Consider the following 22,715-nt stretch of genomic DNA (forward strand, 5'->3'; position numbering starts at 1 on the left):
CGCACACCTGAAGGAGTGGGCCGCGCCCTCTTCGACCTCGGCGGAGCATGGGCCGGGGTGCAGAACCCGCTCGGCTCAGCGGAGGACGAAGCCGGGCACCAGCTCATCGCACGGATCGACGGTGAAGACATGCTCCCCCGTCCGGTGCGCTGTCCCGGTCACCCGGGGGATCACCGCGTCCCTGCCGGCGACAGTGGTGCGTTCGAGGACCACGGCTGTGAACTGCGAGCCCACGATCGAGCTGTGCAGCAGCTCCTGTCCCTCGCCCAGGACGCCTGCGGCCGTCAGCGTCGCGACCCGCGCCGAGGTGCCGGACCCGCACGGGGACCGGTCCAGCTCGCCGTCGGCGAAGACGGCGGCATTGCGCTGGTGCGGGCGCAGCGCGGCTGGGTGAGTTCCGCCCGCCGGAACCGCCTCACGGCTCGCTTCTCCGGCCTCGGTGTCCTGTGCCGCGCCCGCAGGAGCATCGGACAGCCGTTCGAAGACGATGGTGCCGTAGATGCCGCTGAGGCGGTCATCGAGAGGGTGCTTCGCGTATTCGGTGTCGTTGAGCAGCCATTTGATCTCGCGGCCCAGGGCGATGATCTCGTCCACGGCTCCCGGCTCCACGCTGAGCCCCGCGCTCGCGGCATCGAGCTGCGCATAGATCGCCCCGCCGAACGTCACGTCCACGCGCAGCTCGCCGCGCGAGGTCTCCACCGGCACATCGGAGGCGAGCACATAGCTGGGCACATTGATGAAATCGACGCCGGTGACCTGCTCCTGCGCATCCGTGTGCACCCGCGCGGTCACCCGGCCGGAAGGCACGTCGATGACGACGTCCGTCACGCCGCTGGGGTCTGCGGCGACGAGTCCGCTCTCGATCGCCCAGGTGCCCAGGGCGATGGTGCCGTGGCCGCATGCGGTGGAGAAGCCGTCCTTGTGCCAGAAGAGCACGCCCAGGTGTGCGCCCTCGTCGTCCGGCTCGACCACGAAGCCGCCGTACATGTCCGCGTGCCCGCGCGGTTCGTGGCACAGGATCTGCCGGATGCGCTCGATCTCCGGGGACTGCATCGCGAAGACCCGTTTGGCGGGCACATCGGCGCCCTCGACCGTGACCGGCAGTTCCGTGACGATGCGGAAGGGCTCCCCGCCCGTGTGGTAGTCGACGCTCCGATAGGTCTCAAGGTGTGCGATCGCGGGTGCCATGCTGTGTCCTTCCTGGCGCCGTCGCGTGGGAGTCTGCCGATGCCCACCGCCGTTGCACCGAAGCTACCTCGTGATCGCCGTCATATCCACGTGAGTGCGGCGGCGCCTGCTTCCGTCGGGAGATCTCTCCGAACCGGCGGCGGCCCACCCCGAGGAGAGGAGCTGACCCGGCATGACGACGATGACACGCCCGCGAGGTGCCGCCCTGAGACGGACGGGAGGGGGGCTCCGCTCACGTGAGCGGAGCCCCCCTCCCGCAGAGCCGCCTCGGCGGCGGACGGTCACCTGTCGGTGCCGGCGCCCTCGGTGCCCTCGGTGTCGCCCTCGTCCTCGACTGCGGCATCCTCGGGAGCGGGAACCTCGGAGGACACGGATGCCACGGGGCCGTCGGCCTGCTCGGAGCGCGGGGTCGAGCCCACGGGACGGGCATCGGCCGGGCGGTTGGCCGGCAGCGGGGTCGACCAGGGGTCCTCGACGGGAGCGAGGCGGCGGACCGCGTAGAACACGATCCCGCCGAGGCCCGCGAGGCCCAGGATGATCCAGAACCACTTGCCGGACGACTTTCCGTTCGAGGAGGTCTTCGCCTTCACGTCCTTGCCTGCCTTCTTCAGCGCCTTGCGCGCCTTCTTCACTGCCTTCTTGTCCCCGGTGAGCCTGGCGACCGTATCGTCGAAGCCCTTGGAGGTCTCCGCCGCGGCCAGCACACCCGCGGCCTTCGAGACGGACTCGCCCGCCCTCTCCGCGACGGAGTGGGCGCGTGCGCGGGCCTCGGCCGCGCCGGACTCGAGCTTGGGCGCGACCTCGGAGCGGTACCCCTCCTCGAGCCTGCTCCGGCCCTCGCTGAGCCGGGAGCGGACATCGTCCACGGCGCCTTCGACATGGGGGCGGACGGACTCCGCGACCTCGTGGAGGCGCGCGCTCGCCTCGCGGAGGCGGGGGGCGGCGGCCTCGGAGGCCTCATTCAGCCATTCGTTGGCGCGTTCGAGGTACGGTCCCGAAGCCTCGATCGCCTGGGCGGAGCCTTCGCGCACCGCATCGCCCACGAGGTGCAGCTTCTCACCGACCTCGTCGATGAAGGCGGTCTGGGGCTTGGACTTCTTCTTGAACATCTCACCCTCCGAAAGCGTCGGTTGTGTGCGTCCGTGGCATGCGCGGCGGCTGCCGTCCGTCCCATCCTATGGGTTCGCGGCGTGAGTGGTGTCACCGAGTTCTCCGATCCGAGAGCATGCACCCGCTCCGCACAGCGGAGTCACAGTCCCGGTCGCGGCTGGGGGGGCGGCACCGGCCGCGCTCGGCGCGGAGGAACCGCGCCGGCTGCGGGCGGGAACCGTCCGCCGACGAGCGCATGTCCGTCCCGCATGGAAGAATGTGCGCATGACCGTTTCAACTGGCAAGGCCATCCTGCACACCAACAAGGGCGATATCGTCGTGGAGCTCTTCGGACACCACGCACCCAAGACCGTCGCCAATTTCGTGGGGCTCGCAAAGGGCGACCACACTGCGACGGACAACGTCTCCGGCGAGACCGTCACCATCACCGAGCCCTTCTACGACGGTGTGGGCTTCCACCGCATCATCAAGGACTTCATGATCCAGGGCGGCTGCCCGCAGGGCACCGGCACCGGCGGGCCCGGCTATGCCTTCGACGACGAGATCCACCCGGAGCTCCAGTTCGACCGCCCCTACCTGCTCGCGATGGCGAACGCCGGCAAGCGCGGCGGCCACGGCACCAACGGTTCGCAGTTCTTCATCTCCACCGTCCCCACCAGCTGGCTCAACGGCAAGCACACCATCTTCGGCGAGGTCGTGGACGAGGCCTCCCGCAAGGTCGTCGACGAGATCGAGTCCGTGAAGACCGGTCCCATGGACCGTCCGTCCGAGCCCGTCGTCATGGAGTCCGTGGAGATCGTCGAGGCGTGAGTCTGCCTCCGCAGAACCCTCAGGGTCCCCGGGATCACCATGATCCCGGGGACCCTGCCGGTTCTGAGCGCTTCTCCTCCGATGGTTCCCAGGAAGCGGACCCACCCGTTCCACCGGCGGAGCCGTCTGCAGGCCTGCCGGGTGGTCCTCGGGACGGTGCGCACGTCACTCCTCCGGCTGCTCCGGGCGGAGGCTCCGACCCCCGCCGCGCCGCGCGTCGCCCCGGCCGCTGGGCGGGTGCCCCGGCCGCATGCGCCATCGTCGTCGTGACGGCGGCCTGCTGGCTTGTGGGGCTCGTTCCCGGAGTGCACCTCGCCTCATGGCTGGGCTTCGCCCCGGCCGTGTCCGCCTCGGAGCCGTGGCGGGCGCTCACCGTCGTGCTCGTGCATGACAGCCCCTCGCCCTTCCACCTGATGTTCAACATGGTGGGGGTCTTCTTCTTCGGAGGCTTCCTGGAGCGCGCTCTGGGCTCCCTGCGGTTCCTCGTCGTCTATGCGCTCTCTGCGCTGGGCGGCTCCGCGGCGGTCCTGCTGCTGTCCTCGCCCTTCGACCCCTCGTGGATCACTCTTCATGTGGGGGCCTCGGGAGCCCTCTTCGGCCTGCTGGGCGTCGTGCTCGCACCCACCCGGCGGCTGGACCGGAACCTCGGCGGGGCCGTCGCGTTCCTCGTCCTCAACCTCGTGTTCTCCTTCGTCACGCCGGGAGTGTCCTGGGAGTCCCACCTGGGCGGCCTGCTCGTGGGCTTCGCGCTCGGGTGCGCCGCACTCCTGCCGCGGGTCCGTGCGGGTGCGGCCAGCATGTGGTTCTGGCCGGCTTCCGGGATCGTGGCGGTCATGCTGCTCGCGGCGTCCTGGCCGCACCTGCGCGCCGCCGCGATGCTCGGCTGAGACTGTCCGCCCGAACCGGTTTCAGCCGACACGCCCGGCTGCGCGGAAGGTTGTCCACAGATCTTTCTCCACAGGGCTGTCCACAACGGTGGATAAGACTACAGGCCTGTGTTTATGCAGGTGACGACGTTGTTGCCGTCTTCGAAGTGGGTGCTCTCACACCGTTTCCACGGGGCACTGTGGACTGTGGGGGAGCGGGTTTCCACGGCCCGGATGGTGGTCATGAACAGGGAGGACGCAGCGAGGTGAGCTCAGCGGTGCGCAGAGACGCTAGGGGAGCTCCGGGGTCGGTGAGGACGTGAAGGTCCGGATCTCTCCTTCGCGTCCCGGCTTCTGCCGCCGGGACCGCAGGCGAGGCGGCAGCATCCAGGACATGACAGTGGCGGCGGGGCGAAGGCGTCCTCGACTCCGGCGGCCGGCCTCCCGGCGGCAGGCAGCCGGCCTCCCGGCGGCAGGCAGCCGGCCTCAGTCCGCGGAGCCCGTGAGCGCGTCCGGGCGGCCCAGGCGCTTCTCCGCCAGGCCGAGGAAGAGCTGGGTCACGTAGCCGATCCCCACCGCATAGGCCACGGTGCCCAGGCCGAAGGTGCCGCCCAGCAGCCAGCCCACCGCGAGCACGACGATCTCGATGCCGAGGCGCACGATCCAGACCGGCCGGCCGGTGAGCTGGACGAGCCCGGTCATGAGCCCGTCGCGCGGGCCGGGCCCGAAGTTGGGGATGATGTACAGCACCGTCGCCGCACCGTTGAGTCCGATGCCCAGCACGAGTGCCAGGATGCGCAGCCACATCGCCTCGAGGTCCGGGACGACGGCCATCGTGAGGTCCATGAAGATGCCCACGAGCACCGCATTGGACACCGTGCCCAGCCCCGGCATCTGCCGCAGCGGGATCCACACGAGCAGCAGGAGGAATGAGACCGCGATCGCCACGGCGCCGATGGAGACCGGTACGCCGACGGCGTTGAGCTGCAGCGACACGCCCTCGTGGAGGACGTCCCAGGGGAAGTTGCCCAGCCGCGACTCGATGACGAGGCCGCCGGAGAAGCCGAACAGCGCCAGGCCGCCGTACAGGGAGAGGAGGCGGATCCAGAGCGGATGGCCGGCCAGCAGGCGGAAGTTGGAGGAGGCGGCCATCGTCAGCGACGCGCCGTCAGCGCCATCGTGTGGACATCATGAGACCCGCCACGAGGAAGGCGAAGCCCACGCCCAGGTTCCAGTATCCCCAGGCCTCGACGGGGTAGGTGCCGTTGGAGACGTAGAAGACGACCAGCCAGGCGAGGCCGAGGAGGAGGAGCCCGATGAGCGTGGGCAGGAACCAGCGCCCGTTGGGCTTGACCGTCTGCGCGCCCGGCGCCGAGGTGTACGCCGAGGTCTTGCGGCGCGAGGACCGGGCGGTCGAGCGCTTGGCGGGGTTGCCGGACTTCGCGGCCTTCTTGGAATCGGCCTTCTTCGCGCTGTCGCCCGCGCGCTCCGCGCCCTCGGCGGAGCCGGAGGCGGACTTCTCCGCCTTCGCGGTCCCGGCGGACCCCTTCTTCTCGCCGGCCGAGCTCGAGGCGGTCTCACCTGCGGCATCCGCGGCATCCCGGTCCGCGGAGTCCTCGCCTGCGGCGTCCTTGCCGGAGGAGCCCGCGTCCGAGGCCTGCGCGCCGGTCGCGTCCTCGGCGCCTGCCGGCGCTTCTGCGGAGTCGGCGCCCGTCTCCGCGGAGCTGTCTCCGGCCTCGGCGGCGGTGTCGAGGACGGCCTCGTCCTCGCGAGGGGCGGACGACGGTGCTGCGGCGCTGCGCTGTGTCCGGCGGACCCGGTTGGTGCGGTTCGACTTGGCCACGTCTCTCCTTGGGCGGCCGGCCGGGGCCTGCCGCACTGATGGGCTGAAGCTGATGATCGACCTCAGTCTAACGGGCGGTGGGTCACGCATCGGCCACGGCGGCGGGGCAGGAGAGTGCACCGGCAGGATGCGCTCAGGGACTGTCCAGGTCCGGCGCGGGAGTGTGCGGGAGGGCGTGCGATTATCATGGACCCGAATCAGCCGGTGCGATGACCGTGACGCCGGTCGCAGGAGACAGGTCGCCGCCAGGCGTGCACCGGAGGTGGATGAGTGGACCAGCCGATGTCCCGGCGTGAGCGCAGGGAGCGCGAGCGCGCCGAGGCCGCTGCGCGCGGCGAGGCGCATCCTCCCGGCGCGCACCCCCCGGCCGCCGATTCCTCTCCCGCCGGCCCGAGCGAGCCGGGAATCGCCTCGGCGGGCTCGGCAGGCAGCGGCGCTCCGGCCGCAGGCGGACCTTCCGCTGCCCCTCCCGGCGCGCCTGCCGGAGGCGCCTCCGGCAGGCCCATGATCCGGCGGGCGGCGCGGACCGAACCAGCGGTGCCGGGCTACCCGCGCACCGCCCCCGAGGCGCACGGCTCCGGTCCCGGAGTGCACGGCCGGGGGGCGCAGGGCTTCCCGCCACAGGGGCAGCCGCCCACCGCGGGACTGCCCACGCAGCAGATGCAGGTGCAGCCGGGGGCCGCACAGCAGTGGCCCCCGCACGCTGCGCCCGCACAGCAGACAGCCGCACAGCACGAGCATGCCTCGGCGGCAGCAGGCGGGGCTCGTCGCACCCGACGCGAACGGGGGAAGCCGGAGCGCGAGCCGCTGGGGCCGGTCCGCGCGACCGTCCGCACCTTCGGCGAGCTGTGCATCACCGCCGGCCTCGTGCTCATCCTGTTCGTCGTGTGGCAGCTGTGGTGGACGGACATCGCCGCGAACAGGGACAACGAGGTGCTCGCGGACCAGCTCGTCACGGAATGGCGCGACAACCCCGCCAATGAGCTCCCGGACGATCCGGACACTCCCGTGGTGGGTGAGCCGGTGGCGGAGAACACCGCGTTCGGGATCATGTACGTGCCGCGGTTCGGCGAGGACTACTACCGGACCATCGCGGAGGGCGTCTCCATGGAGCCGGTGCTCAACCGCATGGGTCTGGGCCGCTATCCCACTTCGGCGATGCCCGGTGAGGTCGGCAACTTCTCGATGGCCGGCCACCGCGTCACCTACGGCAAGCCCCTCAACCAGATCCACCAGCTGCGGCCGGGTGACGAGATCGTGGTGCAGACGGCCGAGGGCTTCTACACGTACACGTTCCGCAACTTCGAGATCGTGCTGCCGGACGCCACGGATGTGCTCTCCGCGGTCCCGACCATGCCCGAGTACAAGGGCAAGGACCGGATCATGACGCTGACGGCCTGCAACCCGATGTTCTCCGCGCGCGAGCGCTACATCGCGTATGCGGAGCTCAGCGACTGGCAGCCCGCGGCCGAAGGGGCTCCGGACTCGATCAAGGACTTCCCCGCGTACGACAGGGTCGGAGGCGATGCGTGATGTACGGACTCATCTGGCGGCTGCTGCCCGGGCCGTGGATCGTCAAGCTCATCCTCGCGCTCATACTGATCGCGGCGGCCGTGTACCTCCTCATGGAGTACGTGTTCCCGGAGATCGCACCGTACATGCCGTTCAATGATGCGACGGTCGAGGAAGGCGGATGATGGCTCAGGCAGCAGACGCGGAGGCGGTCGCGCGGATCCTCGTCATCGACAACTACGACAGCTTCGTCTACACGCTCGTGGGATACCTGCGCGAGCTGGGGGCGGAGGCTACCGTGATCCGCAATGACGCTCTCGTGCCCGAGGCGGCGTGCGCGATGCTCGCGGACTTCGATGGCGTGCTGCTGTCCCCGGGACCGGGCGCGCCCGCGGAATCGGGTGTCTGCCCGGCGCTCATCCGCGAGGCCGCACGGACCGCGACGCCGCTGTTCGGCGTGTGCCTGGGACATCAGGCACTCGGTGAGGTGTTCGGGGCGACAGTGGGGCACTCACCGCAGCTCATGCACGGCAAGACCTCCCTCGTGGAGCACCGGGGCACCAGCGTGTTCGCCGGCTGCCGCAATCCGCTCACGGCCACCCGCTACCACTCGCTCGCGATCGTGGACGACACCATCGACACGGACGTCTTCGAGATCACGGCGCAGACGGCCGAGGGCATCGTGATGGGCATCCAGCACCGCACGGCTCCGCTCGCCGGCGTCCAGTTCCACCCCGAGTCCGTGCTCACGGAGGACGGCTACCTCATGGTCGGCAACTTCCTCGCCCGGGCGGGGATGCCGCAGGCAGCCGAGGCCGCCAGGGGCCGCACGCCGCTCGTCTCCGCGGGCGGCTGAGGAGGCCCGGCGGCGCCCCCGCATTCCCTTGCGGCCCTGTGGGCGAGCGGGTAACGTCGCAGTCACCACCGCTGATCGATCGATCATTCTCTGCCGTCGGCGCTGACGGGCATGAGGGGTCCGGGGATACGGCGGGGGACGTCGACAGAGAGGCCGATGATGGACTTCCGCATACCCGCCGCACTCCAGGACATGCTCGCGGAGCTCGACGACTTCATCGCCCGGGAGATCAGGCCGCTCGAGGAGCAGGACGACAACATCCGCTTCTTCGACCACCGCCGCGAGCACTCCCGCACGGACTGGGAGCGGGGCGGGATCCCATCCGCGGACTGGGAGGCCCTCCTCGCGGAGGCCCGGCGGCGGGCGGACCGCGCCGGCTGGTACCGCGCGCAGCTGCCCGCGCACCTCGGCGGGAGGGGGCTGGGCAATCTGGACATGGCCGTCATCCGCGACCACTTCGCCTCCCAGGGCCTCGGGCTCCACTGCGATCTGCAGAACGAGCACAGCATCGTCGGCAACAACGTGGGCCTCATGCTGCTGATGAACTACGGCTCCCAGGAGCAGATCGCGGAGTGGAAGGAACGGATCGGCGCGGGGGAGGCGCACTTCGCCTTCGGCATCACGGAACCGGACCACGGCTCGGACGCCACCCATATGGAGACGACGGCCGTGCGCACGGACACGGGCTGGGTGCTGAACGGCGAGAAGATGTGGAACTCCGGCGTGCACCATGCGGACCGGGACATCGTCTTCGCTCGCACCCACGGCGAACCCGGCGATGCCGAGGGCATCACGGCCTTCCTCGTCCCCCTCGACGCTCCGGGCGTGGAGGTCCTCGAATACGTATGGACCTTCAACATGCCCACCGATCACGCCCATGTGCGCTTCACCGACGTGGAGGTCGCGGAGTCCCAGCTGTTCGGCGAGCACGGCCGCGGGCTGCAGATCGTCCAGCACTTCTTCAACGAGAACCGGATCCGCCAGGCTGCCGCCAGCCTGGGCGCCGCCCAGTTCTGCATCGACGAATCCGTCGCGTACGCCAGGGAGCGCAGGCCCTTCGGCAAGCCGCTCGCGGTCAATCAGGGCATCCAGTTCCCGCTCGTGGAGCTGCAGGCGCGGGCGTCCATGCTGCGCTCCTTCATCCGCGAGACCGCCTGGCTCATGGACCAGGACGGGGCCTTCACCGTCTCCGACCGCATCTCCATCGCCAACTACCAGGGCAACCGCCTCGCCTGCGATGCCGCGGACCAGGCGATGCAGGTGCACGGCGGCATGGGCTACTCCCGCCGGAAGCCGTTCGAGCACATCTACCGCCACCACCGCCGCTATCGCATCACGGAGGGCTCGGACGAGATCCAGATGCGCCGCATCGCCGGCTACATGTTCGGCTTCATGTCGCAGCGCTCGCCCAAGGGCGTGAGCTCCGAGCGCTACGCGACGCAGGAGGGCCGGTGAGCGAGGCCCTCCGGTCCCGTCTCCGCACGCGGCTGGGCGACCTCGGGGCACCCTCCGCCGAGGTGACGGAGATGCGGGCGCTCACCGGCGGCGCCAGCCGCAGACTGTGGGAGGTGCGCACGGACGCCCCGGGCGAGTGGGCGCGGTTCGTCCTCCGCATGGACCACCCGAGCAGCCAGGATCCGGAGGGCAACGAGCAAGAGGCCGCTGCCCTGCGCGCGGCGCATGCCGCAGGAGTGCCCTGCCCGCGGCTGCTGGACGCCTCCGGTGATCCGGACGTCCTGGGTGCGCCCTATCTCCTCCTCACCTTCGCGGAGGGGGAGACGATCGCACGACGGGTCCTGCGGGACGAGCGGTACGCCGCCGCCCGGTCCGCCCTCGCAGCTCAGCTGGGCACGGTCCTGGGGCGGATCGCGCAGGTGGACACGGAGGGCCTGGAGCTTGACGACACCGCCGATCCCGTCGCCGCGCTGCTGGAGTCCTACGCCGCCGTGGGGACTCCGCGACCGGCGCTGCTCCTGGGACTGCGGGAGCTGGCGCGCCGCAGACCGGAGCCGGCGCCCCGCCGCACACTCGTCCACGGGGACTTCCGCCTGGGCAACCTCATGATCGACGAGCAGGGTCTCGCCTCCGTGCTCGACTGGGAGCTGGTGCATCGGGGCGATCCCTTCGAGGACCTCGGCTACGTCTGCATGCGCGCGTGGAGGTTCGGAGGGGCTGGGCGCGTGGCCGGGGTGGGCGAGGCGGACGAGCTCCTCGACGCCTACGAGACCGTCACCGGATTCCGGCCCACCGAGGCGCAGCTGCTGTGGTGGGAGGCCGTAGCGACGGCGTGGTGGGGCGTGGGCTGCCTGCGGCAGATGCAGCGCTCGGCGCCGGGCCATGCTCGCGAGCTGGAGCTGCTGGCCATCGGCCGCCGCACAGCCGAACAGGAGCACGATCTGCTCGAGCTCCTCTACCCCGGGGTCCCGCCCGCGCCGCATCCCGGTGCTGGGACCGCCGTCCGCGATGGTTCGTCCGCCGGTCTTCGTCCGCCCGCGCGACACCTCGCCGCCGAGAATGCCCCAGCCCCTCCCGTCCCGCTCTTCACCTCTCCCACAGCCGCACAGCTGCTGGCCGGCCTCGGCGGCTATCTGGAGCGGGATCTGGTGCGGGGCGAGGGCGAGCCCGACCGCTTCACCGCGCGGGTGGCGAGGAACGTCGTCGGTCTGCTCGAGCGCGAGGACGCGCTGCGCGAGGAGGCGGACCGGTGGCACGGCCGCGCACTCGCGCACCTGGGTGCGGCGGACGAGGCGGAACTGGCCGAGCGCATCCGCGCACTGCCCGACACCGGGCCCGCGCATACGGAGGTCCGGGAGATCGTGGGCGTGCTCAAGGCCGCGGCGCGCCTGCGGCTCGCCGCCTCGAACCCGGGATACGCCTCGGCGGACGGCTCCGGCCTGCTCTAGAGGGCCGGACGCACACGTGAGACCCACAGAAGCTCGAAGCACCGACGAAAGGGACCACCCCATGCCGAACCTGCCTGCGGATCTGCAGACCCTGCGCTATGAGGTCGCCGACCGCGTCGCGGTCATCACCCTCGACAGCCCCGCGAACAACAACGGCTTCACCCCGCGGATGTGCGAGGAGCTCATCGCCGCCGCCCGTGCCGCAGACGGGGACGACGAGGTCCGCGCCGTCGTGCTCACGGGCACCGGACGGTTCTTCTGCCCCGGAGCCGATCTCTCCGGAGGCGAGTCGACCTTCGACATCGACGCGCGCAAGGCCGCCGACGCCGAGGCCGCTGACGATGAGTCGGCCGGAGACGGGGCCGCCGCTGACGAGGTCCCGGTCCGTGCCGGGGAATCGGCCGACGGGGAGATGATCGACGGGATCCACCGCGACCGCGGCGGCCGCGTGGCCCTCACCTTCGCCGGGATGCGCAAGCCCGTCATCACGGCGTTCAACGGCTCGGCCGTGGGGGTGGGCGCGACGATGTCCCTGCCCACCGACATCAGGATCGCGTCCTCCGAGGCGAAGTTCGGCTTCGTCTTCGCCCGGCGGGGGATCGCCCCCGAGGCCGCCTCCAGCTGGTTCCTCCCACGCATCGTGGGCATCTCGCAGGCCCTCGAATGGATCTACACCGGCAGGGTCTTCTCCGCCCAGGAGGCGCTCGCCGGCGGGCTCGTCTCCAAGGTGGTGCCGCCGGAGGAGCTGCGGCAGACGGCGCTGGACATGGCGCAGGAGATCGTCAGCAGCACCTCGGCGGTGTCGCTGGGCGTGAGCCGCCAGATGCTGTGGTCCATGCTCACCGCCGCCAGTCCCTGGGAGGCGCACAGGGTCGACTCGCGGGCGATCTACGAACTGGGCCGCGGTGCCGACGCCGCCGAGGGCGTGACGTCCTTCCTCGAGAAGCGCGCTCCCGAGTTCGGGCTCACCGTCCCCTCTTCTTACCCGGAGTGGATGCCCCGCTTCCCCGGCGAGGGCGCGCTCGACTGAGCGGACCCGCCTCCCGGAATTGCCGCCTCCCGGGGTCGCCGCCCTCACGTATGTGGAGAGCGCGCCCGGAGCGCAGAGAACGCGCGCGCCCCACATACGTCAGCAGATGTCTGCTGTCCATGTATGTGGGGCGTACGCGTCGAACGTGCGGATCGTGCAGCGGGCACATACGTGCAGGCGAGCTCCGCCCGCGGGCAGCTCCGCCTCAGCGTGAGCCGGCTCAGCCTCAGCGCAGGGCGCCGGCCGAGGCATCCCAGAGCCGGGCGGCGAAGCTGCGGAGGTCTCCGAGGATCCCCGCCGAGGCGCTGCGATCCCTCGCAGAGGCGTCTCCGGCCGGACCCGCGTCTGCACCCGCCGCGGCACTGCTCACCGAGGCGCTGCTCGCCGTGGTCGAGCTCTGTGGGGCGCTGCTCGCTGCGGCACCGCCCGCCGGGCGGTGTGCGGCCTCCCCGTCCACGGAGCTGTCGCGCAGGCCGCCTCCCCAGCCCCGGTCGCGTTCCCAGTCCTGGTTGTCCGCGTCCTCGTCATCGCCGGGGTTCGGGATGGGCAGCGGGCCGCCCGTGAAGTCGTCCGTGGGCCCCTCGGTGGGCTCCTGCGTGGGCGCGGCCCTCGCGACGCGGATGGTGACGGTGGAGTGCTGGTCCACCCTGGTGCCCGCGCTGGCGTTCTGCTCGAAGACCTGGTCCGCCGGCTGGTCGTTGGTCTCGACGTCCTGCACGGTGCAGGAGAGCTTGTAGTCGTCGCTCTCGAGGGTCTCGCATGCCTCGGTCTCGCTCATTCCCGTGACGTCAGGGACGGCGATCCGGCCGGAGGAGATCACGAGGTCCACATTCGAGTCCCGAGCCACGCTCGTCCCGGCTGCGGGCCGCGTCTCCATGACCTGCCCCGCAGGGACGTCGGGCGAGTCCTCTTCGATGTTGGACCCGGCCGTGAGCCCCGCGTCCCCGATCGTCTGCCGGGCGAGGGACTCCGTGTCCCCTTCGACATCGGGCACCTCGACGGAGTCCGGGCCGGTGGAGACGAGCATCGTGATCCTGTCGCCCTCGGAGACCTGGGCGCCGGCCTCGGGGTCCGTGCTCACCACATTGCCCTCGTCGATCTCGTCATCGGGGGCCTCATCGCGGCCCACCACGAGCCCCAGGTCCTCGAGATACGCCTCGGCCTCGTTGGCCTCCACATCGCGCATGTCCTCGAGGGCGAAGGTGACGACCTCCGGCTCCCGGTTCATGTTGTAGATCCACAGGCCCAAGCCTGCGAGGACGATCGCGAGGAGGGAGGCGCCCACCCAGATCCAGGTCTTGGACTTCTTCTTCTCCTCCTGCTCGTCCTCGATCTGGCCGAGCATCTCCGTGTGCGGCCCCACGACAGGCTGCGAGCCGGTGGGCGGCGGAGCGGCGGCGAAGGCCTGGGTGGGCTCGGCGCCCCACGGTGCGGCGGCCGCTGCGCCCATGAGCTGGGTGGCATCGGCATCGCCGTCGAGGCTCAGCGGCCGGCCGTCGCGAGCGGCGAGCGAGTCCTCGCGGAAGGTGTGCGCGTCCTGGTACCGCTCGCCGCGGTCCTTCGTGAGCGCGTGGAGCACGAGGCGGTCCACATCGCGCGGGATGCTCGGCACCAGCGAGGACGGAGGCGCGGGCTGCTCGCCCACATGCTGGTAGGCGACCGCGAGCTGCGATTCGCCCACGAACGGGGGACGGCCCGTGAGCAGCTCGTAGAGCAGGCAGCCCGTCGAGTAGAGGTCCGAGCGCGCATCGACGACCTCGCCGCGCGCCTGCTCGGGGGACAGGTACTGGGCGGTGCCCACGACCGACTGCGTCTGCGTGAGCGAGCCCGTGTCCTCGAGCGCGCGGGCGATCCCGAAGTCCATCACCTTGATGTCGCCCTCGGGTGTGAGCATCACATTGGCGGGCTTGATGTCGCGGTGCACGATCCCGTGGCGGTGGCTGTACTCGAGCGGTGCGAGCACGCCCGCGGCGACGTCGAGCGCTTCGGTCACGCTCAGCGGTCCGTGCTCGGACAGCACCTGGCGCAGCGTCTGCCCCTCGACGTACTCCATGACGATGAAGGGCACCGTGATCTCGCTGCCGCCGGTCTCCGTGTACCGCTCCTCGCCGGAGTCGTAGACGGCGACGATGCCGGGGTGGTTGAGGGACGCCGCGGACTTCGCCTCGCGCTCCAGCCGGGTGTGGAAGCTGGGGTCGCGCGCCAGGTCCGAGCGGAGCAGCTTGATCGCGACGCGACGGCCCAGGCGCGTGTCGACGCCCTCGTGGACCTCGGCCATCCCGCCCCGGCCGATGAGGCGCCTGACCTCATAGCGGTTGGACAGCAGACGGATGTCGCTCATCGGGGACCTCCCAGAGCGGCGGAACCGCTCATCGGTGCAGAGTGCGTGTGGAAATCGGTGTGCGGCGGCGGGATGGTGCTCGCGGGCGCGGGCTGTCGCCTGGATGCGGGCGGGGCGGAAGCGGTCGTGCGCTCGGGTGCGGGGCGGCCCCTGTCGGGGCGGGCAGATGCGCGCCTGCGCTCAGATGCATGCCGGTCCGGGACGAGGTCCCGCCGAGGCACTCGCCGGACGGGTGCGGTCATTCGCCGCCTCCGAAGCCGGTGCCGCCCTGGCCCTCGGTGCCGGAGCCTTCGCCCGAATCGCCGCCCTCGCCCTGCTCGCCGCCGGGTTCTTCGCCGGAACCGGAGTCCTCACCGTCGTTCCCGCCGCCGGAGCCACCGCCGCCGTTGTTGCCGGGACCGCCTCCGTTATTGCCCGAGCCGCCTCCGTTATTGCCACCCGAGCCGGAACCGCCGCCGTTGTTCCCGGAGCCCGAACCGCTGCCCGAGCCCTCGCCGCTGCCGGAACCGGAGCCCTCGCCTGAGCCGCTGCCGGAACCGCCGTCAGAGCCGCTTCCGGAGCCCGAACCGGACGAGATCTCCAGGGTGACGGTCTCACCCTCGGCGAACTCGTACCCGTTGTTGCCCTCGCGCACATCGGCCACGGTGCCCTCGGTCCGCTCGGACTCGACGCTGACGGTGCGCACCTCGAGGCCCAGCTGCTCCAGGTTGCTCGTGGCGCTGGCCTCGGACAGCCCGATGTAGTCGGAGGGGCTGATCGTGATCGTCTGCGGCTCCTCCGTGGTCTGGGCGGTGGGCGTGCCGGTCTCCTCCGGCTCCGCCTCGGCGCCGCCCCCTCCGAGGAAGATAAAGAGCACCCAGGCCAGGCCTGCCAGCACGAGCACGATGAGGATGCCGATGGTCCACTTCATGCCGGTGCTCATGGCGCCGGCGTCCTTCTCGTCCTCGGCGAGCTCCTCGCCGGCCTGCTGCTGGACGGGCAGGGCCCGGGTGTCCCCGGACGGTTCGGGCGCGGCCTGTGCCTGGTGAGGCGCCATGACGCGCGTGGCCGCCGTCTCCGGCTGGCTGAAGACGCGGGTCACGGCCTCGGAGGCCGAGGCCGCCTGTCCTGTCATCTGCGGGACCGCGGTCTCCGCACCGGCGATGTCACCTGCGATGAGGCAGCGTGCGGCCTGTGCGAGCGCAGCCCCGGAGGGCGGACGCTCGTCCGGCTTCTTCCGCAGCAGCGAGTCCACGAGCCTGCGCACCGGCTCGGAGACCGTCTCCGGCAGCTCGGGCGCGGGCTTGTTCACCTGGGCGATCGCGATCGCGACCTGCGAGTCCCCCGTGAAGGGGCGCTGACCGGCCAGCGCCTCGTACATGATGATGCCGAGCGAGTAGAGGTCGGACTTGGGCGTGGAGCCCTTGCCGGTGGCCTGCTCCGGTGCGAGGTACTGCGCCGTGCCCATGACCTGGCCGGTCTTGGTCAGCGGCGCCTGGTCGGCCACGCGCGCGATCCCGAAGTCCGTGATCTTCGCTCGGAAGTCCGGGGTGATGAGGATGTTGCCGGGCTTGATGTCGCGGTGGACCACGCCGGCGCGGTGGGCGGCGTCGAGGGCCTGCGCCGTCTGCGCGGCGAGTTCGAGAACGTCGTGCTCCGGCAGCATGCGGTTGCGGTCGATGAGCGCGGAGAGCGGCTCGCCGGGCACGTACTCCATGACGAGGTACGGCGAGCCCGTCTCCTCGCCGTAGTCGTACACCGCGGCGATGCCGGGATCCGAGACGGCGCCCATGCTGCGCGCCTCGGCGCGGAAGCGGGCGAGGAAGCCCTGATCCGTGAGGTACTCCTCCTTGAGGATCTTGGCAGCCACCTCGCGGTCGATGACGCTGTCGCGGCCGCGCCACACCTCGCCCATGCCCCCCACGGCGATGCGTGAGGTGAGCTCGTACCTGTTGCCTAAGACCGTGCCGGGCTGGGGCCTCATTCGCTGATCACCGCTTCCATGACCGATTTCGCAATGGGCCCGGCGACGCGGGCTCCTGACGCTTCGCTGCCGGCGTTGCCGCCGTTCTCCACCACGACGGCGACGGCGACCTGCGGGTCGTCGGCCGGGGCGAATGCCGTGAACCACGCGTGCGGGGCAGCGCCCTCGGCGTGCTGGGCGGTGCCGGTCTTGGCACCCACGTCCACACCGGGGATCTGCGCGACCGTGCCGGTGCCGCTCCGGACCTGTTCGACCATCATCTCCTGCAGCTGCTGCGCGTTCTCGGAGCTGAGCGCGCGGGAGAACTCGCGCGGGCTCGACTCGTGGATGGTGTCCAGCGTGCGGGAGTTGCGCACGTTGTCGATGAGCTGCGGCTGCATGACGACGCCGTCGTTGGCGACCCCCGAGGCGACCATCGCCATCTGCAGCGGGGTGGCCCGCACCTCGAACTGCCCGAGGGCGGACTGGGCGGTCTGCGGGGCATCGGCCTCGGCGGGGAAGGAGGACGGCGTGACCCGCAGCGGGATGTCGAGGTCCTGGCCGAAGCCGAACTTCCGCGCCTGCTCGTCCAGGGCGTCCGCGCCCAGGTCCATGCCGAGCTGGGCGAAGGAGGTGTTGCACGAGACGACGAGGGAGTGCTCGAGCGTGGCCGTCTGCCCGTTGCCGCACGAGGCTCCGCCCGCGTTGCGGATCGTCGCGCTGGTCTGCGGCAGATCGAGCTCGTCCGGGGCGCTCAGCTCCGAGTCCTTCGTGTAGTCGCCGGACTCGAGCGCCGCGGCGGCCGTGATGACCTTGAAGGTGGAGCCGGGCGGATAGAGGTTGCCGCCGATCGCGCGGTTGAACCCGGGGTTCGCCTCGTTCCCGATGAGATCGTCATAGGCGGTCTGCGCCTGCTCCGAATCATGCGAGGCCAGCGCGTTGGGGTCCCAGCCGGGGGTCGAGACCATCGCGAGGATCTCGCCGGTCTGCGGGTTGACCGCGGCGACGGCACCGTGCTGGCCGCCCAGGCCCTCCCATGCGGCCCGCTGCGCCTCGGGATCGATCGTGAGCTCCACGGCCGCGCCCACGGGCTCCTCGCCGGTGAGGGCCGAGCGGATGCGGTCGTAGAAGAGCGCGTCGTCCGTGCCGGAGAGCATGCCGTTCTGCGCGCGCTCGAGGCCGCTGCTGCCGGAGGTGATCGAGAAGTAGCCGGTGAGCGCGGCGTACTGCTCCGCCGGCATCCCCTCGGCGCCGTACGTGCGCTGGAACCTGTAGCTGTCGTCGGAGGGCACCGAGTACGCGATGGGCGTGCCGTCGACGAGGATGGGGCCGCGCTCGCGGGTGAGCTCGGCGTAGAACGAGCGCGAGTTGAGCGGGTTCTCGTTGAGCGAGGGCGCGGCGAAGAACTGCACATAGCTCGTGGAGCCGAACAGCAGGGCGAACATCACGAGGCCCACGAGCGCCACATGGCGAAGGGGTTTCCTCATCGCGTGCCTCCGTTCCGTCTGTCGTCGTGGTCGTCCCGCATGTCCCTCAGCGCGGGGCGGACCTGCGTGGGTGCGTCATCGGCGTGTCCGGTGCCGGTTCCCGCGGCGCCGGTTCCCACAGCATCGGTCCCGCCGATGCGCGGGCGGGCCTCGGTGGGCGCATCGTCGCCGGCCACGGGGGCGGGCCGCGCCGGGACGCCGGCCGCGGAGCCGTGATCACCGCCGGCTGACGCGGGGGCCTCTTCGCGGTCGAGGTCGTCGGACACGAGGCTGAGCACTCCCGTGCGGAACTCCTCCTGCGGCCGGCGGGCGGAATCGGAGATGCGCAGGAGGAGCCCGATGATGATCCAGTTCGCGACGAGCGAGCTGCCGCCGTGGGCCATGAACGGGGTCGTGAGGCCGGTGAGCGGGATGAGGCGGGTGACGCCGCCGATCACGATGAAGCACTGGAGCCCGATCGTGAAGGTGATGCCCGCGGCGAACAGCGTGCCGAAGCCGTCGCGCGTGCGCTCGGCGATCTTCATGCCGCGGGCGAAGAGCAGCACGTAGAGCATGAGGAGGGCGAAGACGCCGATCAGGCCCAGCTCCTCGCCGAGGGAGGCGATGATGAAGTCCGATTCCGCATAGGGGACCACCTGCGGGCGGCCCTGTCCGAGGCCCTTGCCCAGCAGGCCCCCGTCGGCCATGCCGAACAGACCCTGGACCAGCTGGTAGGACCCGCCCGGAGTGCGGTTGTACTCCTCAGGGGTGAGCGCGTTGAGCCAGCCGTCGACGCGCTGACCCACATGGGAGAAGATCTGAGAGGCGATGAAGGCGCCCACCGCGAACAGGCCCAGGCCCAGGAAGATCCAGGTCTTCTTCGCGGTGGCGACGTAGAGCATCGCGACGAACATGCCGAAGAACAGCAGCGAGGTGCCCAGATCGCGCTCGAAGACGAGGATGCCCACGCTCGCCACCCAGGCGATGAAGATGGGGCCCATGTCGCGCAGGCGCGGGAAGCGGATGCCGAGGATCTTCGGCCCCGCGAGCACCAGCTGGTCGCGGAAGCTCACGAGGTAGCCGGCGAAGAAGAGCGCGAGCAGGATCTTCGCGATCTCGCCGGGCTGGAACGACATGCCGCCCAGGCGGATCCAGATGCGGGCGCCGTTGATCTCCGCGCCGAGGCCCGGGATGAGGGGCAGGAGCAGGAAGACGATCGCAGCGAGCCCGCATGTGTAGGTGTAGCGGCGCAGCAGCCGGTGGTCGCGGAGGAGCACGAGGACGAGGCCGGCGAGGATCGTGCCCAGCGTCATCCAGATGAGCTGGGAGTTCGCGGCGGTGTTGTCCTTGGCGAGGTCGATGCGGTAGATCATCGCCAGTCCCACGCCGTTGAGCAGCACCGCGATGGGGACGAGGACGGGGTCGGCATAGGAGGCCCGCCACCACACGACGGCGTGGAGGGCGAGGCCCAGCGCGGCGAGCCAGGCGGCGTAGGAGTAGGCGTTGGCGGGCACCTCGCCCTCCGCGCCCATGCCGGTGAGGACATAGGCGCCGGCGGAGATCGCGACGGCCAGGAGGATGAGGAACAGCTCCGTGAACCGGTCCCGGGTGCGCCGGCGGGCGGTGGTGGGTGCGGTCTGCGATGCGTGCTCAGGCGCCAGGGTCATCGGGTGGCACCCCCGTCTTCCAGCGGCGAGAGGGAGGAATCGGCCGAGGACTCGTCCGTGACGCCTCCCTGCACCGCACCGCCCTGTGCGGGCGAGGGGGAGGGGGCGGGATCCTGGGCGTCCTCGCCGGAGGTCTGGCCCTCCATCGACTGGGCGTTCCGCTCCGCCTCCGCGCGGAGGGTCTCCACGACCGCGAGTGCGGCCTCGCGCGAATCGGCGGGGATCGTCGCCTCGAGGCGCTGCTGGGAGAATGTGGACAGCTCCGTGACGGAGACCTCCGTCTCCTCGGTGAGGCTCGAGAGCTCGATGGGCCCGAGCGTCTGGGGCAGGCCCTGGTAGACGGCCACGGTGCCCTCGGACTCGGTGACGTAGTACTGCGACTGGACATAGCGCCAGCCGAGGAAGCCGGCCGCGATCAGGCCCAGCACCACGACGAGCGCGATGACGAGGCCTGCGATGCGCCGGCGGGGGCGCTCGGTCTCCTCGCCCCAGTCGGCGAGGTCGTCGTCGAGGTCCTCGGCGCTCCTGCGCCGCCGGCGTGCGGCGCGGCGCTCCGCCCGGGACTGTGCGGCGGGTGCAGTGCCCGAGGCATCGGCATCGCGGCCGATCGCATCCGCCGGATCCTCGGAGGCCGCCGGACCGGCGTCCTCCCGCGCCGGCGCCGCCTCCGCGGGCTGTCCGGCTGCGGCCTCGGCGGCGTAGACGTCCGCCCGGGCGGAGGGGTCGAGCTCGAGCGTGCGCTGCTCGCCGTCGGCGGGTGCGGCGGCTCCTGCCGTGGTGCCCGCTGCGACCTGGTGCGCCTCGAGCGGCTGGGTGCTGATGTCCTCGACCGGCACCTCGGCCGTGGGGAGGTCGTGGCTCTCGTCGAGGATGACGTCGTACTGGCCGGTGTCGACATCGGATTCGTGAGCGGAGGCGCCCCCGATGAGCGCGTACGCGGGGTTGAGGCGGATGCTGCCCACGGCCTCGCCGAAGTCGTCGATGTCCACATCGTCCTCGGGGTCGAGGACATCGCCCACGACCACCGTCACGTTGTCCGCGCCGCCGCCTGCCAGGGCCAGCTCGATGAGCTTCTCGCAGCATTCGCCGGGGTCCTCGATGGAGGCCAGCGCCTCGTGGATGTCCTCGAGGCTCGCGAAGCCGGTGAGGCCGTCGGAGCAGAGCATCCAGCGATCGCCGGGGATCGCCTCGTGGAAGGACATGTCGAGCTCGGGGGCCGCGCCCACATCGCCGAGCACCCGCATGACGACGCTCCGCTGGGGGTGGGTCTCGGCCTCCTCGGGGGTGATGCGGCCCTCGTCCACGAGCATCTGCACGAAGGTGTGGTCGTGCGTGACCTGCTTGAGTTCGCCCTTGTGCATGACGAAGGCGCGCGAGTCGCCGATGTGCGCGAGCGCGAGCCGGTCCCCGGTCTGGAGGAGCGCGGAGACGGTGGTGCCCATGCCTGCGAGCTCGGGCCGCTCCTGCACGGCGCGGATGATCTGGGCATTCGCGGCGAGCACCGCATCGCGGAGGGTCTCGAGGTCGTCGCCCGTGAAGTCCGGTTCGTCCAGGAAGGTGAGCCGGGAGACGGTGATGGCGCTTGCGACGTCACCGCCGGCGTGGCCGCCCATGCCGTCGGCGATCAGCAGGAAGTGCGCGCCCGCATAGCCCGAATCCTGGTTGTTCTTGCGGACCAGGCCCGTGTCCGAGCGCGCGGCGAAGCGGAACGCGGGCGCCTTGGGGCCGGTGCGGGAGGCGGGCTGCGGGGCGGTCACGCGCGCAGCTCCATTGTCGTGCTGCCGATCGTGAATCGGCTGCCCGGGTCGAGGCGGACGGGGCCGGTGATGCGGGACCCGTGCACATAGGTGCCGTTGGTCGAGTTCGTGTCCTCGAGCACCCAGGATCCGGCCTGCGGGTAGACCCGGGCGTGGCGGGAGGAGGCGTAGTCGTCGTCGATGATGAGCCCGCAGTCCTCGGCTCTGCCGATCGTGAGCTGGCCTGTGCCCAGCATGAGGGACATCCCGGCCTGTGCGCCGGAGGTGAGCACGAGCGTGGGAGCCGGCCGGTGACCGCCGGACGGGGCTGCGTACCCGCCCGGCGGCTGCTGGGAGCCTGCGGACACGGCCGCGGCGACGGGCGCCTCGGCGGCGGCCCTGCCCTTCCGGCGTGCGCTGCGGTTCCGCGGGACGCGGGGCCCGAACAGGTCCTGGCGCAGCACTCCCGCGATGAGGAAGACGAAGAGCCAGAGCAGTCCGAACAGGGCGAACCGCAGCACGGTGACGGTGAACTCACTCACTGAAGGTGACCGCCTCGGAGTAGGTGACAGGGGTGTCTCCCGCGGTCAGCACCATGCCGTCGGACAGGGCGATCGAGGAGATGGGTCGGCCGTCCACGAGGGTGCCGTTGGTGGAGCCGAGGTCGGTCGCGGTCGCCCGTGAGCCGGAGACCGTGATCTCGAAGTGCCGGCGGGACATGCCCGGATCGTCGATGACGACGTCGGCGCTGTTGGCGGAGCGGCCGAAGACCGTGGTGCCCTGCTGCAGCCGGTGCTCCCGGCCGTCCACCCACACGCTCGGAGCGGGCGCGGGGCGGGACGGGGCGCTGGGACGCACGGGGGGCGCGGCCGGCGGCTGCTGGATCGACTGGGAGCCGCTGGAGACGGTGTGCGGGCCGGAGTGGGCGGCATACTCCTCGAGCACCACGGGATGGGAGCGCGAGGGGGGATCGTAGCCGCCGCGGCTGGCGGGCTGGGCTGCGGGGGAGCCGTCGGGGCGGCGGGTGGCTGCGCGGACGCGGTACATGCCCGTGTCGAGGTCGTCGGCGATCTCGAAGGTCACGGAGACCGGGCCCACGAAGCTGTAGCCCTGCTCCACCGCGTGCTCGCCCACCACCTGGCGCAGGTCCTGCCTGAGCTCGGCGGAGACCGGATCGAGGCGCTCGAAGTCCGCGTTCGACAGCTCCACGGCATAGGCGTTCGCCGTGAGCGTACGGCCCCGCGAGACCACGGCTGCGCGGTTGTCGGCCTCGCGCCGGATGGCCGAGGCGAGTTCGACGGGCTCGACCTGTGACCGGAAGGCCTTGGCGAACGCGCCGTTCACGACGCGGTCGATGCCCTTCTCGAAGCGGTCGAAGACTCCCACGCGGCCTCCTTCCTTCACCTTGCGGACGGCCCGCGTCGGGCGCCCTTGAGTACAGTGCC

19 protein-coding genes are annotated in these 22,715 nt (G+C 71.2%); 8 read left to right on the forward strand and 11 right to left on the reverse strand.

Translation table 11 applies throughout. From position 1 onward, the window contains the following. Nucleotides 1–75: 75 nt before the first annotated feature. Together K318_RS0112990 and K318_RS21815 are read right to left on the reverse strand one after the other, a co-directional pair. A complete protein-coding gene (locus K318_RS0112990; protein WP_035281918.1) occupies nucleotides 76–1,188 on the reverse strand; it encodes a proline racemase family protein in 1,113 nt (370 codons plus the stop codon). A gap of 281 nt (nucleotides 1,189–1,469) precedes the next feature. Continuing rightward, a complete protein-coding gene (locus K318_RS21815; RefSeq protein WP_051297983.1) occupies nucleotides 1,470–2,297 on the reverse strand; it encodes a hypothetical protein in 828 nt (275 codons plus the stop codon). Nucleotides 2,298–2,562: 265 nt separating this feature from the next. Here K318_RS21815 and K318_RS0113000 point away from each other — a divergent pair, with 265 nt between their 5' ends. Continuing rightward, on the forward strand, nucleotides 2,563–3,108 hold the full coding sequence (locus K318_RS0113000) for a peptidylprolyl isomerase (RefSeq protein ID WP_029089799.1): 546 nt from the start codon (nucleotides 2,563–2,565) through the stop codon (nucleotides 3,106–3,108). A 266-nt stretch (nucleotides 3,109–3,374) separates the two neighbouring features. Beyond that, nucleotides 3,375–3,995 carry a rhomboid family intramembrane serine protease gene (locus K318_RS0113005; protein WP_245579904.1) on the forward strand — a complete coding sequence of 207 codons (621 nt, stop codon included), beginning with the start codon at nucleotides 3,375–3,377 and terminating at the stop codon, nucleotides 3,993–3,995. A 465-nt stretch (nucleotides 3,996–4,460) separates the two neighbouring features. Here the strand turns inward: K318_RS0113005 and yczE are convergent, their stop codons facing one another. Together yczE and K318_RS24405 are read right to left on the reverse strand one after the other, a co-directional pair. Then, nucleotides 4,461–5,126 (reverse strand): membrane protein YczE, encoded by a 666-nt coding sequence (gene yczE, locus K318_RS21820; RefSeq protein ID WP_035281920.1) that lies wholly within the window; start codon nucleotides 5,124–5,126, stop codon nucleotides 4,461–4,463. A gap of 16 nt (nucleotides 5,127–5,142) precedes the next feature. Next, a complete protein-coding gene (locus K318_RS24405) occupies nucleotides 5,143–5,817 on the reverse strand; it encodes a cell division protein CrgA (protein ID WP_029089801.1) in 675 nt (224 codons plus the stop codon). 270 nt (nucleotides 5,818–6,087) lie between these two features. On the opposite strand from K318_RS24405, the gene K318_RS24410 reads away from it, so the two are divergent. The 6 genes from K318_RS24410 (at nucleotide 6,088) to K318_RS0113050 (ending at nucleotide 12,118) form a co-directional block, all read left to right on the forward strand. After that, nucleotides 6,088–7,350 (forward strand): class E sortase, encoded by a 1,263-nt coding sequence (locus K318_RS24410; RefSeq protein WP_245579905.1) that lies wholly within the window; start codon nucleotides 6,088–6,090, stop codon nucleotides 7,348–7,350. Beyond that, the gene (locus K318_RS25060; RefSeq protein ID WP_029089803.1) at nucleotides 7,350–7,514 is read left to right on the forward strand and encodes a hypothetical protein; all 165 of its coding nucleotides are present in this window, start codon (nucleotides 7,350–7,352) and stop codon (nucleotides 7,512–7,514) included. The genes K318_RS24410 and K318_RS25060 overlap by 1 nt, the downstream gene beginning before the upstream one ends. Further along, a complete protein-coding gene (locus K318_RS0113035) occupies nucleotides 7,514–8,185 on the forward strand; it encodes an anthranilate synthase component II (protein WP_035281996.1) in 672 nt (223 codons plus the stop codon). Before K318_RS25060 ends, K318_RS0113035 begins: the two co-directional genes overlap by 1 nt. A 156-nt stretch (nucleotides 8,186–8,341) precedes the next feature. Then, entirely contained in the window at nucleotides 8,342–9,640 is a 1,299-nt protein-coding gene (locus K318_RS0113040) for an acyl-CoA dehydrogenase family protein (protein WP_245579906.1), read from the forward strand. After that, on the forward strand, nucleotides 9,637–11,088 hold the full coding sequence (locus K318_RS21825) for a phosphotransferase (RefSeq protein ID WP_035281922.1): 1,452 nt from the start codon (nucleotides 9,637–9,639) through the stop codon (nucleotides 11,086–11,088). Before K318_RS0113040 ends, K318_RS21825 begins: the two co-directional genes overlap by 4 nt. A gap of 61 nt (nucleotides 11,089–11,149) precedes the next feature. Next, nucleotides 11,150–12,118: an enoyl-CoA hydratase-related protein gene (locus K318_RS0113050; protein WP_029089806.1), complete on the forward strand. Its 969-nt coding sequence runs from the start codon at nucleotides 11,150–11,152 to the stop codon at nucleotides 12,116–12,118. A 226-nt stretch (nucleotides 12,119–12,344) separates the two neighbouring features. On the opposite strand, the gene pknB is transcribed toward K318_RS0113050, so the two are convergent. The 7 genes from pknB to K318_RS0113085 form a co-directional block, all read right to left on the reverse strand. Beyond that, complete coding sequence (gene pknB / locus K318_RS21830) at nucleotides 12,345–14,459, reverse strand: Stk1 family PASTA domain-containing Ser/Thr kinase (protein WP_084500190.1); 2,115 nt, start codon at nucleotides 14,457–14,459, stop codon at nucleotides 12,345–12,347. A gap of 238 nt (nucleotides 14,460–14,697) precedes the next feature. Further along, the gene (locus tag K318_RS21835; RefSeq protein WP_035281924.1) at nucleotides 14,698–16,422 is read right to left on the reverse strand and encodes a protein kinase domain-containing protein; all 1,725 of its coding nucleotides are present in this window, start codon (nucleotides 16,420–16,422) and stop codon (nucleotides 14,698–14,700) included. Further along, a complete protein-coding gene (locus K318_RS0113065; protein WP_029089807.1) occupies nucleotides 16,419–17,888 on the reverse strand; it encodes a peptidoglycan D,D-transpeptidase FtsI family protein in 1,470 nt (489 codons plus the stop codon). The genes K318_RS21835 and K318_RS0113065 overlap by 4 nt, the downstream gene beginning before the upstream one ends. Beyond that, the gene (locus K318_RS21840) at nucleotides 17,885–19,534 is read right to left on the reverse strand and encodes an FtsW/RodA/SpoVE family cell cycle protein (RefSeq protein WP_084500191.1); all 1,650 of its coding nucleotides are present in this window, start codon (nucleotides 19,532–19,534) and stop codon (nucleotides 17,885–17,887) included. The genes K318_RS0113065 and K318_RS21840 overlap by 4 nt, the downstream gene beginning before the upstream one ends. Continuing rightward, nucleotides 19,531–21,291 carry a PP2C family protein-serine/threonine phosphatase gene (locus K318_RS25270; protein ID WP_051297984.1) on the reverse strand — a complete coding sequence of 587 codons (1,761 nt, stop codon included), beginning with the start codon at nucleotides 21,289–21,291 and terminating at the stop codon, nucleotides 19,531–19,533. Before K318_RS25270 ends, K318_RS21840 begins: the two co-directional genes overlap by 4 nt. Beyond that, on the reverse strand, nucleotides 21,288–21,812 hold the full coding sequence (locus K318_RS0113080; protein WP_029089808.1) for an FHA domain-containing protein FhaB/FipA: 525 nt from the start codon (nucleotides 21,810–21,812) through the stop codon (nucleotides 21,288–21,290). The genes K318_RS25270 and K318_RS0113080 overlap by 4 nt, the downstream gene beginning before the upstream one ends. Then, nucleotides 21,805–22,656, reverse strand: coding sequence for a DUF3662 and FHA domain-containing protein (locus tag K318_RS0113085; RefSeq protein WP_029089809.1), 852 nt, complete (start codon nucleotides 22,654–22,656; stop codon nucleotides 21,805–21,807). The genes K318_RS0113080 and K318_RS0113085 overlap by 8 nt, the downstream gene beginning before the upstream one ends. Nucleotides 22,657–22,715: the final 59 nt, after the last annotated feature.

Origin of the sequence: Brevibacterium album DSM 18261 (assembly GCF_000426445.1) — a bacterium.
GTDB lineage: Bacteria > Actinomycetota > Actinomycetes > Actinomycetales > Brevibacteriaceae > Brevibacterium > Brevibacterium album.